Origin of the sequence: Curtobacterium sp. L6-1 (assembly GCF_018885305.1) — a bacterium.
Taxonomy (GTDB): Bacteria; Actinomycetota; Actinomycetes; order Actinomycetales; family Microbacteriaceae; genus Curtobacterium; species Curtobacterium aetherium.
The window spans coordinates 1,689,145-1,701,460 of sequence record NZ_CP076544.1 but is presented as its reverse complement, the minus strand read 5'-3'; the positions used below and the strand labels follow the sequence as shown (position 1 = coordinate 1,701,460).

General features: G+C 71.5%; 13 protein-coding genes. 11 read left to right on the top strand and 2 right to left on the bottom strand.

The window, feature by feature from the left end; genetic code table 11:
- Positions 1 to 7 precede the first annotated feature (7 nt).
- The 6 genes from KM842_RS07730 (at position 8) to dapF (ending at position 6,069) form a co-directional block, all read left to right on the top strand.
- Entirely contained in the window at positions 8 to 232 is a 225-nt protein-coding gene (locus KM842_RS07730) for a DUF3046 domain-containing protein (protein WP_216261890.1), read from the top strand.
- 364 nt (positions 233 to 596) lie between these two features.
- The gene (gene recA / locus KM842_RS07725) at positions 597 to 1,655 is read left to right on the top strand and encodes a recombinase RecA (RefSeq protein ID WP_216261887.1); all 1,059 of its coding nucleotides are present in this window, start codon (positions 597 to 599) and stop codon (positions 1,653 to 1,655) included.
- Complete coding sequence (locus KM842_RS07720; protein WP_216261882.1) at positions 1,652 to 2,548, top strand: regulatory protein RecX; 897 nt, start codon at positions 1,652 to 1,654, stop codon at positions 2,546 to 2,548. The genes recA and KM842_RS07720 overlap by 4 nt, the downstream gene beginning before the upstream one ends.
- Positions 2,549 to 2,667: 119 nt before the next feature.
- A complete protein-coding gene (miaB, locus tag KM842_RS07715; protein WP_216261881.1) occupies positions 2,668 to 4,161 on the top strand; it encodes a tRNA (N6-isopentenyl adenosine(37)-C2)-methylthiotransferase MiaB in 1,494 nt (497 codons plus the stop codon).
- Entirely contained in the window at positions 4,148 to 5,182 is a 1,035-nt protein-coding gene (gene miaA / locus KM842_RS07710) for a tRNA (adenosine(37)-N6)-dimethylallyltransferase MiaA (protein WP_437124548.1), read from the top strand. The genes miaB and miaA overlap by 14 nt, the downstream gene beginning before the upstream one ends.
- Positions 5,179 to 6,069, top strand: coding sequence for a diaminopimelate epimerase (gene dapF / locus KM842_RS07705; protein ID WP_216261874.1), 891 nt, complete (start codon positions 5,179 to 5,181; stop codon positions 6,067 to 6,069). Before miaA ends, dapF begins: the two co-directional genes overlap by 4 nt.
- A 109-nt stretch (positions 6,070 to 6,178) precedes the next feature.
- On the opposite strand, the gene KM842_RS07700 is transcribed toward dapF, so the two are convergent.
- Positions 6,179 to 6,790, bottom strand: coding sequence for a class I SAM-dependent methyltransferase (locus KM842_RS07700; protein WP_216261872.1), 612 nt, complete (start codon positions 6,788 to 6,790; stop codon positions 6,179 to 6,181).
- A 61-nt stretch (positions 6,791 to 6,851) separates the two neighbouring features.
- On the opposite strand from KM842_RS07700, the gene hflX reads away from it, so the two are divergent.
- Entirely contained in the window at positions 6,852 to 8,393 is a 1,542-nt protein-coding gene (hflX, locus tag KM842_RS07695; protein WP_216261870.1) for a GTPase HflX, read from the top strand.
- A gap of 248 nt (positions 8,394 to 8,641) precedes the next feature.
- Here hflX and lexA read toward each other — a convergent pair whose 3' ends face one another.
- A complete protein-coding gene (lexA, locus tag KM842_RS07690) occupies positions 8,642 to 9,286 on the bottom strand; it encodes a transcriptional repressor LexA (protein ID WP_216261861.1) in 645 nt (214 codons plus the stop codon).
- 254 nt (positions 9,287 to 9,540) lie between these two features.
- On the opposite strand from lexA, the gene KM842_RS07685 reads away from it, so the two are divergent.
- From KM842_RS07685 to hisH, 4 genes are all read left to right on the top strand, one after another.
- Entirely contained in the window at positions 9,541 to 9,903 is a 363-nt protein-coding gene (locus KM842_RS07685; RefSeq protein WP_216261859.1) for a LysM peptidoglycan-binding domain-containing protein, read from the top strand.
- Positions 9,904 to 9,970: 67 nt separating this feature from the next.
- The gene (locus KM842_RS07680) at positions 9,971 to 11,077 is read left to right on the top strand and encodes a histidinol-phosphate transaminase (RefSeq protein WP_216261857.1); all 1,107 of its coding nucleotides are present in this window, start codon (positions 9,971 to 9,973) and stop codon (positions 11,075 to 11,077) included.
- Entirely contained in the window at positions 11,074 to 11,676 is a 603-nt protein-coding gene (hisB, locus tag KM842_RS07675) for an imidazoleglycerol-phosphate dehydratase HisB (RefSeq protein WP_216261856.1), read from the top strand. The genes KM842_RS07680 and hisB overlap by 4 nt, the downstream gene beginning before the upstream one ends.
- Positions 11,673 to 12,311 (top strand): imidazole glycerol phosphate synthase subunit HisH, encoded by a 639-nt coding sequence (gene hisH / locus KM842_RS07670; protein WP_216261853.1) that lies wholly within the window; start codon positions 11,673 to 11,675, stop codon positions 12,309 to 12,311. Before hisB ends, hisH begins: the two co-directional genes overlap by 4 nt.
- The last annotated feature ends 5 nt before the right edge of the window (positions 12,312 to 12,316 follow it).

Here is a 12,316-nt window from a genome sequence, read left to right as displayed (position 1 = left end):
TGGTCCGATGCGCGTGAGTGAGTTCTGGCGAGCCGTCGATCAGGTGTTCGGGGACGCCTACGGCTCGGTCGTGGCGCGGGACGTCGTGCTCGAGCAGCTCGGAGGCCGGTCCGCCGCCGACGCGTTGGCCGCGGGCATCGACGCCCGGACGGTGTGGGACGCACTGTGCGACTCGCAGGACGTCCCGCTCGAGCGGCGGCACGGCAAGGGGCTGCAGGACCCGAAGGACTGAGGTCGGGCACCGCGGGGGTCGGCACGGGCGGGTTCGTCGAGGCGTTGTCGCTGCGGCTGCGGCTGCGGCTGTCGTCGTGGTCGCGGTCGGCGCCGCCGCTGGTGCGAGCCGATCTGCCGAACGTGTGTTCGGCGTGTCGCTCGAACACGTGTTCGGTGGGTGCTACGTTCCTGCACAGCGACGTCGACCGGGTGATCCATCCACAACCGACGCTCCCGGCGGCAGCGATGTCGGTGGGCAGCCGTAGGTTCATGGACATCGGAACACGTCCGAAGCCTTGTCGCAGAACGAGTGGCCTTGCACCATCGGCCGGTCGGGACGCGACAGCCTACAGGCGGCCGTCACCAGCACGAAGGAGCACCCCATGCCATCACCAGTAGACCGCGAGAAGGCCCTCGAGACCGCACTCGCCCAGATCGACCGTCAGTTCGGCAAGGGTGCTGTCATGCGCCTCGGAACCGACGAGCGCGCCCCGGTCGCCGTCATCCCGACCGGCTCCGTCGCGCTGGACGTAGCGCTCGGGATCGGTGGACTGCCGCGTGGCCGCATCATCGAGATCTACGGCCCGGAGTCCTCCGGTAAGACGACCCTGACGATCCACGCCATCGCGAACGCACAGCGCAACGGTGGCATCGCGGCCTTCATCGACGCCGAGCACGCGCTCGACCCGGAGTACGCCAAGAAGCTCGGTGTCGACATCGACGCCCTCCTGGTCTCCCAGCCGGACACCGCCGAGCAGGCCCTCGAGATCGCCGACATGCTCGTGCGCTCGGGGTCCATCGACCTCATCGTCATCGACTCCGTCGCGGCGCTCGTGCCCCGCGCCGAGATCGAGGGCGAGATGGGTGACTCCCACGTCGGTCTGCAGGCCCGCCTCATGTCGCAGGCGCTCCGCAAGCTCGCCGGTGGCCTGAACCAGACGCAGACCACGATGATCTTCATCAACCAGCTGCGCGAGAAGATCGGCGTGTTCTTCGGCTCGCCCGAGACGACGTCCGGCGGCAAGGCGCTGAAGTTCTACGCCTCGGTCCGCCTCGACATCCGCCGCATCGAGACGCTCAAGAGCGGCACCGACGCCGTGGGCAACCGCACGCGCGTCAAGGTCGTCAAGAACAAGATGGCGCCGCCCTTCAAGCAGGCCGAGTTCGACATCCTGTACGGCGTCGGCATCTCGCGCGAAGGTTCGCTGCTCGACTTCGGTGTCGACCACGGCATCGTCAAGAAGTCCGGGGCCTGGTACACCTACGACGGCGACCAGCTCGGGCAGGGCAAGGAGAACTCGCGGTCCTTCCTCATCCAGAACCCGGAGATCGCCGCCGAGATCGAGGGCAAGATCCTCGCCAAGCTCGGCGTCGGTGGGGCGAAGGAAGCGGCTCCGGTCGAGGCCATCGCGCCGAAGGTCGCGGAGCGCAAGGGCGCGTGACGACCGAACACGACGACGCGGACCTCGCACCGGTCACCGACCTGTTCGGTGCGAGGTCCCGTCGCCGCTCGTCGGCAGCAGCGGAACGAACGGCGCCTCCTGCCGCCGAGCCCGACAGCGACGACGAGCCGACCTCCGACCCTGACGACTCATCCGGCCGGCCCGGTGCCGGCTCCGATGCCGATGCCGACACACCGGTTCCGCTGCCCATCCGCGGCGCGCAGTCCGAGTGGCTGTCGCCGGTGGTGGGTGACGGTTCCGGTCGCAGCGCCCGTGCCGAGCAGGGCGGGTACGACGGGGACGAAGCCGATGCGCCGACCGCGTCGGTCTTCTCGATCACCGGCGGTGAGCTCGACCCGGCGGACGCCCCGCGTCCGATCGATGAACAGCGTGCCGACGCCGAGCGGATCAGCATGCGTGCCCTGGGTCGACGCGGCGTCAGCACGTCGGAGCTCCGGACCATGCTCGACAAGCAGGAAGACCTGGACCCCGACGTGGTCGAGCACGAGATCGAACGCCTCACCCGCGTCGGCCTGCTCGACGACGTGGCGCTCGCGACCGACCTCGTCGACCGCATGCACGCGCGCAAGGGCCTCGGACGCCAGGCGATCGTCGCGGACCTCCGCCGGCGGGGAATCGACCAGGTGGCGATCGACGCTGCGCTCGACGCCGCGGCGGACGACGAGGACGACGAGTTCGTCCGGGCGATCGAGCTCGCGACCAAGCGTGCCGGGCAGATGCGCGGGCTCGACCGGGCGACGGCGGAGCGACGGCTCTCCGGCTTCCTGATGCGCAAGGGCTACGGCTCCGGCGTGGTCCGGGTCGCCGTGGAACGCGCGCTCGACGGTGGACGCCGACCGCCGACCGGGCGCGGTACCGTCCGCTTCGAGTAGGGCTCCGCACGGCCCGGTCGGTCGCTCCCGGCGCGCGCCGACCGGGCAGTGCTCTTGGTGTGCGTGCTCGCTCCGCCAGGGCCCGGACGGGCGGTGCCCGGTCCTACACTGGGACGACCATGGACACCGTCGCCTCGCGCCCGCGTACCTACGAAGTGCGCACCTACGGCTGCCAGATGAACGTGCACGACTCCGAGCGGCTGAGCGGCTCCCTCCGGGCGGCCGGGTACGTCGCCGCCGAGGACGAGCAGGCCGACGTCGTCGTCATCAACACCTGCGCGGTCCGCGAGAACGCCGACAAGCGGCTCTACGGGAACCTCGGTCGGCTCGCGTCGATCAAGCGCGAACGCCCGGGCATGCAGATCGCGGTCGGCGGCTGCCTGGCGCAGAAGGACAAGGACGTCATCCTCGAGAAGGCGCCGTGGGTCGACGTCGTCTTCGGGACGCACAACATGGGGTCCCTGCCGACCCTCCTCGACCGGGCGCGGCACAACGGCGAGGCGCAGCTCGAGATCCTCGAGTCGCTCGACGTCTTCCCGTCGACGCTGCCCACCAAGCGGGAGTCGACTTCGAGCGGCTGGGTGTCGATCTCCGTCGGGTGCAACAACACGTGCACCTTCTGCATCGTCCCGTCGCTGCGCGGCAAGGAGAAGGACCGTCGCCCCGGGGACGTCCTCGCCGAGGTCCAGGCCCTCGTGGACGACGGCGCGATCGAGGTCACACTGCTCGGGCAGAACGTCAACTCGTACGGCGTCGAGTTCGGGGACCGGCAGGCGTTCGGCAAGCTCCTCCGGGCGACGGGGGAGATCGCGGGCCTCGAGCGCGTCCGGTTCACGAGCCCGCACCCGGCCGCGTTCACCGACGACGTCATCGCCGCGATGGCCGAGACGCCGAACGTCATGCCGCAGCTGCACATGCCGCTGCAGTCCGGCTCCGACCGCGTCCTCAAGGCCATGCGGCGCAGCTACCGGAGCGAGCGGTTCCTCGGCATCCTCGACCGGGTCCGGGCCGCGATCCCGCACGCCGCGATCTCCACGGACATCATCGTGGGCTTCCCGGGGGAGACGGACGAGGACTTCGAGGAAACCATGCGGGTCGTCGAGCAGGCCCGCTTCGCGACGGCCTTCACGTTCCAGTACTCGATCCGACCGGGCACGCCCGCTGCGACGATGGACGACCAGCTGCCGAAGCACGTCGTGCAGGAGCGGTACGAGCGGCTCATCGCGCTGCAGGAGCGGATCACGACCGAGGAGAACGCGGTGCAGCTCGGGCGGACGGTCGAGGTGCTCGTCGCGATGGGCGAGGGCAAGAAGGACGACACCACGCACCGGCTCTCCGGCCGCGCCGAGGACTCCCGCCTGGTGCACTTCGCGGTACCGGCCGGGTCCGACGTCCCGCGACCCGGTGACGTCGTGTCGGTGCAGGTCACCCGGACGGCGCCGCACTTCCTCATCGCGGACTCGGACGCACCGCTCCGCATCCGCCGCACCCGCGCGGGCGACGCGTGGGACCGTGCGCAGGCCGAGTCGTGCGGCGTACCGACGCCCAGCACGGCCGGAGCCGGTCCGCGACCGGTCTCGCTCGGGCTCCCCACGCTCCGTGTCGGACGCTGACCCGCGGCCCCCGGCGGACCCCACCCTGCCCGGGGCCGCTCCCGGCGTCGGAGGACCGCCGGAGGCGCCGCTCGAGACGGCCGGTGACGCCGACCTGATCGCCGTGGTCGGTGCGACCGGCACCGGCAAGTCCGAGCTGGCCCTCGGAGTCGCCGAGGCGCACCGGGCGCAGGGTCGCACCGCCGAGGTGGTCAACGCGGACGCGATGCAGCTCTACCGCGGCATGGACATCGGCACGGCGAAGCTGCCGGTGGCGGAGCGGCGGGGGATCCCACACCACCAGCTCGACGTCCTCGACGTGACCGACGAGGCCAGCGTGGCCGCCTACCAGCGGGACGCCCGCGCGGTCGTCGACGGCATCACCGCTGCCGGTGGCGTCGCCGTCCTCGTCGGCGGCAGCGGGCTGTACGTCTCCGCGGTGCTGTTCGACCTCGCGTTCCCGGGCACCGACCCCGCGCTCCGAGAGCAGCTGGAGCGCGAGCACGAGGAACTCGGACCGAACGCCCTCCTCGACCGACTGCGACGACTCGACCCCGCGGCCGCCGCGACCATCGACGCGCGCAACCCCCGGCGACTCGTCCGCGCCGTGGAGATCGCGAGCCGGTCCGACCGCGTCACCACGAGCCTCCCGTCCACGCCCCGGTCGTGGCGGCCGGCGCACGTGCTGCACCTGCGACGCGAGCGTACGCAGCTCGTGACCGCGCTGCGGGCGCGGGCCGAGCGCATGTTCGCCGACGGGCTGGTCGACGAGGTCGCCGCGCTGCGGGAGCGGGGCCTCGAGCAGGGACGGACGGCCCGGGCGGCGATCGGGTACGCGCAGGCGCTGCAGGTCCTCGGTGGGGCGGTGGACGTCGCCACCGCGGTCGAGGCGACGAGCATCGCCACACGGAAGTACGCCCGCCGGCAAGTGTCGTGGTTCAAGCGGTACACGGACACCGAGACCACGCGCCTGACCACCCTCGACGTCACCGGTGCCGACGCCGCGGCCCTGAGCGGGCTGGCCCGTAGGATCGTCCCGTGACCGAGCTGCACTTCACCAAGGGCCACGGGACGGGCAACGACTTCGTCCTGTTCGCCGATCCCGATGCCGCCGTCGACCTGACGCCGGACCGCATCCGGGCGATCGCGGACCGCCGCTTCGGTGTCGGTGCGGACGGCGTGATCCGCGCGGTCCGGTCCGACGCGATCCCGGAGGGCCAGGCGATCCTCGCCGAGGACCCGGACGCGACCTGGTTCATGGACTACCACAACGCCGACGGCTCGGTCGCGGAGATGTGCGGCAACGGCATCCGCGTCTTCGCCCGCTACCTCACCGAGGCGGGTCTGGTCGACCTCGCGCCCGGGCAGACGCTGACGGTCGGCAGCCGGAAGGGCGTCGTCGACATCCGGCGCTCGTCGACGGGCTTCGCGGCGGACCTCGGGCGGTGGCGACTCGGCATCGACGGCGGCGGTGCGGACGACGTGCTCGTGCGGGCGAAGGCGCTCGACCGTGCGCGCCCGGGCCTGGGCATCGACGTCGGCAACCCGCACGTGGTCGTGGCGGTCGCGAGCGAGGACGAACTCGCCGGCATCGACCTCACCTACGTGCCGGTGCTCGACCCGGCCCCCGCCTCGGGCGCGAACGTCGAGTTCGTCCTGCCCGGTGACCCGCTGGTCACCGACGGCGTCGGGCAGATCACCATGCGGGTCCACGAGCGGGGCAGCGGCGAGACGCTGTCCTGCGGGACCGGGGCGGTCGCGGCGGCGCTGGCGACGCGGCACTGGGCGGGCTCGGCGGCGCCGGACACCTGGCGTGTGCGCGTGCCGGGCGGGGTGCTCACCGTCCGGATGACGGCGACCGAGGACGGCGAGCACGTCTCGCTCGCCGGACCCGCGGAACTCGTGTTCTCGGGGGACCTGACCGTCTGAGTCGGACCACGCGACGCCGGGGCGCCCGAGGCCGGGCCACGAGACGCCAGCTGACGCCCGGCCAGCCCCACTCGGCGGTCAGCCCCACGCCGCGATCAGCCGACGAGCGTCAGGCTCGGCGGTGCACCCGGATGACCCGGAACCCCTTGTCGGTGGTGGCACGGGCGACCGTGAAGTCGTCGGCGAGCAGCTGCTGCAGCCACCGCTGGAGGGAGTCGCCGCCCAGGTCCTTCGACACCACGAGCCAGGCGTCCCCGCCGACCTCGAGCCGGGGGATCCAGGTGCGCAGGATGTCGTGCAGTTCGTCCTTGCCGACCCGGATGGGCGGGTTCGACCAGATCGTCCGGAAGCGCTTGTCGGCCGGGACGTCCGTCGGCAGGCCGACCGTCACGTTCTCGGCACCGGCGGCGAGGGCGTTCGTCCGTGCGAGGTCGAGCACACGCTCGTTGACGTCGACGCCCCACACGTGTGCGTCCGGGGACTGCAGGGCCATCGTGATCGCGAGCGGTCCCCAGCCGCAGCCGACGTCGAGCAGGTCGCCGTCGGTCGCGGGAGCGGGGACGTTCTGCAGCAGCACGCTCGTGCCGCGGTCGATGCCGTCCGGGCTGAAGACGCCCGCCGCCGTGGTGAGCTCGAGCGTCCGACCGGCGAGAGTCACCCGGATTTGCCGCGGTCGTGCCGCGCTCTCCGGGGTGGCCGAGAAGTAGTGGTCGTTCGCCATGGAAGAACCGTACCGGGAACCCCGTGTGTCCCGAGGCCGCCGGAGGTACCCTGTGGACAGCATGACGGATACCCATCAGCAGGACGAACAGACCATCCACGACGACAGCGCAGACGGTGTCGTCGAGCGGGTGCTGCGCAACGCCGACAAGCGCGCCGCCTCCTCCATCTTCGCGCCGGCACAGGCGATCCAGACCCGCTCGGTCGACGAGCAGGGCTGGAGCGGTGACGGTGACCAGTACGACCGTGACGACCGTGCGGCGCTGCGCCGGGTCGTCGGCCTCTCCACCGAGCTCGAGGACGTCACCGAGGTCGAGTACCGGCAGCTCCGGCTCGAGCGGGTCGTCCTGATCGGTGTGTACGCGCAGGGCGACTCCTCGGACGCCGAGAACTCCCTCCGCGAGCTGTCGGCCCTCGCCGAGACCGCCGGTGCCGTGGTCCTCGACGGGCTGCTGCAGCGCCGCCCGAACCCCGACCCCGCGACGTACCTCGGCAAGGGCAAGGCCCAGGAACTCGCGATGGTCGTCAAGGCCACCGGTGCGGACACGGTCATCGCCGACACCGAACTGGCCCCGTCCCAGCGCCGTGCCCTCGAGGACGTCGTCAAGGTCAAGGTCATCGACCGCACGGCGGTGATCCTCGACATCTTCAGCCAGCACGCCTCCACCCGCGAGGGCAAGGCGCAGGTCGAGCTCGCACAGCTCCAGTACCTGCTGCCGCGTCTGCGCGGTTGGGGCGAGTCGATGTCCCGTCAGGCCGGTGGACAGGTCTCCGGCGGTGCGGGCATGGGTTCCCGCGGTCCGGGTGAGACCAAGATGGAGCTCGACCGCCGGAAGATCCACACGCGGATGGCGAAGCTGCGTCGGCAGATCGCGGGGTTCACCCCGGCGCGCGAGGCCAAGCGTGCCGAGCGCAACCGCAACGAGGTGCCCAGCGTCGCGATCGCCGGCTACACCAACGCCGGCAAGTCCTCGCTGCTCAACCGCCTGACGAGTGCGGGCGTGCTCGTGCAGAACCAGCTGTTCGCCACCCTGGACTCGACGGTCCGCCGGACGAGCACCGCGAAGGGCCGTGAGTTCACGTTCACCGACACCGTCGGGTTCGTCCGCAACCTGCCGCACCAGCTGGTCGAGGCGTTCCGCTCCACGCTCGAGGAGGTCGGCGACGCCGACGTCATCGTGCACGTGGTCGACGGCTCGCACCCGGACCCGGCCGCACAGCTCGCCACGGTCCGCGAGGTCATCGGCGACGTCGGTGCCCGGGACGTCCCCGAGGTCGTCGTCTTCAACAAGGCCGACCTGGTCGACGACACCCAGCGGATGCTCCTGCTCGGCCTCGCCCCGGACGCCGTGTTCGTCTCGGCGCGCACGGGCGAGGGCATCCCGGACCTCCTCGCGGCGATCGAGGCACGGCTGCCCGAGCCGGACGTCGAGCTCACCGTCGTGGTGCCGTTCTCGCGCGGCGACCTCGTCTCGCAGCTGCACGACGCCGGCGCGGTCGAGTCGCTCGACTACGTGGCCGAGGGGACGCGCCTCCGGGTGCGGGTGTTCCAGCGGGAGGTCGCGGAGCTCGACCCCTTCGTTGTCGCACCGGTCGCGTCCTGACGGACGTGCCCTGACCGACGTGCCCTGACGGACGTGCCCCGACGGACGCCCCCTGACGGACGCCCCTGACGGACGGGAGGCCCGTGGCGACCCCGCCACGGGCCTCCCGTCCGTCCGTGTCCGGGTGACCGCGCGCCGGACCGCACGCAGGACGACGGACGCCCCGCGCCACTGACGTGGTGCGGGGCGTCCGTCGAGCCGGCGGCGGGCGCCGGGCGGGTCAGCGTGGGCTGGTCAGCGCGAGCTGGTCAGAGCGAGCGGAGGACGGCGACGACCTTGCCGAGCACGGTGGCGGCGTCACCGAGGATCGGCTCGAACGCGGAGTTGCGGGGGAGCAGCCAGGTGTGGCCGTCCCGCTGCCGGAACACCTTGACGGTGGCCTCCTCGTCGAGCATGGCGGCGACGACGTCACCGTTCTCCGCCGTCTGCTGGGACCGGACGACCACCCAGTCGCCGTCGCAGATGGCGGCGTCGATCATCGACTCGCCGACGACCTTGAGCATGAAGAGGTCACCGGTGCCGACGAGCTGGCGGGGGAGCGGGATGATCTCGTCGACGTGCTGCTCGGCGGTGATCGGGACGCCGGCGGCGATCCGACCGACGAGCGGCACGAGCGTCGTGGTGTCCACGTCCGGGCCGTCGGCGGCCGAGGAGGGCTCGTCGACCAGGACCTCGAGCGCGCGGGGCCGGTTCGGGTCGCGGCGGATCCAGCCGCCGAGCTCGAGCTGGCCGAGCTGGTGCGAGACGCTCGAGAGCGACGAGAGCCCGGCGGCGTCGCCGATCTCCCGCATGCTCGGCGGGTAGCCCCGGCTCGCGATCGACGCGCGGATGGCGTCGAGGATCGACTGCTGCTTGGCGGTCAGCGGTTTCTGTCCGCGCAGTTCGTCCGTCACGTCTGGCCCTTCGTCGGAGTGGAACGGCACCCGCGGGAATGTCGGTGGTCCCGGTGAGACTTGTTCCAGTCGCTCGAAACAGTATCCGACCGTGACATGTCGGACAAACACCTGTTCGAGCGTGTCGGACAAAAATCCTCCGAGAATCCCTCCGGGGGACTTGTGCGGCCCGAGGATCGAACGTATGTTCGGGACACGGCTTCGGATGACCCCTCCGGTCCTCTCGACACCCCGGCAAGCAGGAAGGCAACGACATGAGCACCATCGCCACCACGGACGCGCAGCACACCACCGCACGCGTCGCGCGCACGCGCCTCCGTCTCACCCGTCGCGGCCGTGTCGTGTTCACGACCCTCGCGGCCCTCCCCGTCCTGTTCTGCGTCGGCATCGCCATGCTGAACGGCGGCCAGGCCTCGGCCGGTGACCGCGCGGCGGACGTGCACTTCGACACGGTGACCATCCAGTCGGGCGAGACGCTCTGGCAGCTCGCCGAGCAGACCGCACCGAACTCCGACCCCCGTGACTTCATCCAGGACGTCGTCGCCCTCAACGCGCTCGACGGCTCAGGCGTGCAGGCCGGCCAGGAGATCGCGATCCCCGCACAGTACGACCGCTGACGCAGCGGGCTCCGCGGGGCACCGGCTGGCCGGTCGGCGTGGAGCACGAGCGGCCTACGATGGATCGGTGGCAATCACGCTCGAAGACCTCCCCATCCGTGACGACCTGCGTGGACAGAGCCCCTACGGCGCCCCGCAGAAGCACGTCCGCGTCCAGCTCAACGTCAACGAGAACACGCATCCGGTCCCGGACGACGTCGCAGCGGACATCGTGGAGTCGATTCGCCAGGCGCTGACGACGGTTAACCGCTACCCGGACCGGGAGTTCACCGAACTCCGCCGGTCGCTCGCGGGGTACCTCGGGCACGGCTTGGGTGCAGAGTCCGTCTGGGCCGCGAACGGGTCGAACGAGGTGATCCAGCAGCTGCTGCAGGCGTTCGGCGGTCCGGGCCGCAGCGTGCTCGGCTTCCCGCCCACCTACTCCATGCACTCGATCATCGCGTCGGGCACCGGCACCACCTGGATCGCGGCCGAGCGCGACGACGCCTTCCGGATCTCGCCGGAGACCGCTGTCGCTGCCGTGCGAGCGCACCAGCCCGACCTCGTGTTCCTGTGCGGGCCGAACAACCCGACCGGCACGCCGCTCGACCTCGCCACCATCGAGGCCGTGTACGACGCCACCGACGGCATCGTGATGGTCGACGAGGCCTACGCCGAGTTCATGCCCGTCGGACAGCCGACGGCGCTGACGCTCCTGCCGGGGCGTGAGCGCCTCGTGGTCTCCCGCACCATGAGCAAGGCGTTCGCGTTCGCCGGCGCACGGGTCGGGTACCTGGCCGCCGACCCCGCCGTGATCGACGCCCTCCGACTGGTCCGCCTGCCGTACCACCTGTCCGCGCTCACCCAGGCCGCGGCGGTCGCGGCGCTCCGGCACGCGCCGGAGATGCTCCGTATGGTCGACGACATCCGTGGGCAGCGTGACCGGATGGTGAGCGAGCTCCGGGCGATGGGCTACCAGCCGCACGAGACGTGGTCGAACTTCGTCCTGTTCGGCGGGGTGGCCGACCCCCGGGCCGCGTTCGAGTCCCTGCTCGACCAGGACGTCATCATCCGCGACCTCGGCATCCCGAACCACCTCCGGGTGAGTGCCGGCACCGAGGAGGAGACCACCGCGTTCCTCGACGCCATGCGCCAGGTCGCCGCCGTCCAGCCGCCCGTTAGGCTGGACGCATGACCGCGCGCACCGCCGAGATCACCCGCTCGACGAGTGAATCGTCCGTCTCCCTCTCGCTCGACCTCGACGGCACCGGCTCGTCCGAGATCTCCACGAGCGTGCCGTTCTTCGACCACATGCTGACCGCGTTCAGCAAGCACGCCCTGATCGACCTGCGGGTGCAGAGCTCGGGCGACACGGACATCGACGTGCACCACACGGTCGAGGACACCGGGATCGTGCTCGGGCAGGCGCTGCGCCAGGCCCTGGGCGACCGGGCCGGCATCGGTCGCTACGGCGACGCGCTCGTCCCGCTCGACGAAGCCCTCGCGCAGGCCGTCGTCGACGTCTCCGGGCGACCGTTCCTCGTGCACACCGGCGAGCCCGAGGGCTTCGAGTTCCACCGCATCGGCGGGCACTTCACCGGGTCGCTCGTCCGCCACGTCTTCGAGGCGATCACGATGAACGCCGGCATCACCGTGCACGTGCGCGTGCTCGCCGGCCGTGACCCCCACCACATCGCCGAGGCCGAGTTCAAGGCCTTCGCCCGCGCGATGCGCCGCGCCGTCGAGCTCGACCCGCGCGTCGACGGCATCCCGTCCACGAAGGGCAAGCTGTGAGCACCACCCGGCCGAACGTCGTCGTCCTCGACTACGGATCCGGCAACGTCCACTCCGCGGCGAAGGCACTCGAGCGCGCCGGCGCCGACGTGACCCTGTCGAACGACAAGCAGGCCGCCCTGCGGGCCGACGGCCTCCTGGTCCCCGGCGTCGGGGCGTTCGCTGCCGTCGTCGACCAGCTCGAGGGCGTGCGCGGCGGGGAGATCGTCGACCACCGTCTCGCCGGCGGGCGCCCGGTGCTCGGCATCTGCGTCGGCATGCAGGTGCTGTTCGAGCGGGGTGTCGAGCGCGGCGCCGACGTCGAGGGCCTCGGGCAGTGGCCCGGCGTCGTCGAGCCGATCGAGGCCGAGGTCCTGCCGCACATGGGGTGGAACACGGTCGAGGCGCCGCAGGACTCGGTGCTGTTCGACGGCCTCCACGACGAACGCTTCTACTTCGTGCACTCGTACGGGGTGACCGACTTCCCGCTCGAGGCGTACGGGCCGTTCCGCGCGCCGAAGCTCACCTGGGCCGAGCACGGGGAGCGTTTCGTCGCCGCCGTCGAGAACGGCCCGTTGAGCGCCACGCAGTTCCACCCGGAGAAGTCCGGCGAGCCCGGCATCCGCCTCCTCCGCAACTGGGTCTCGTCGCTGTGACCCCC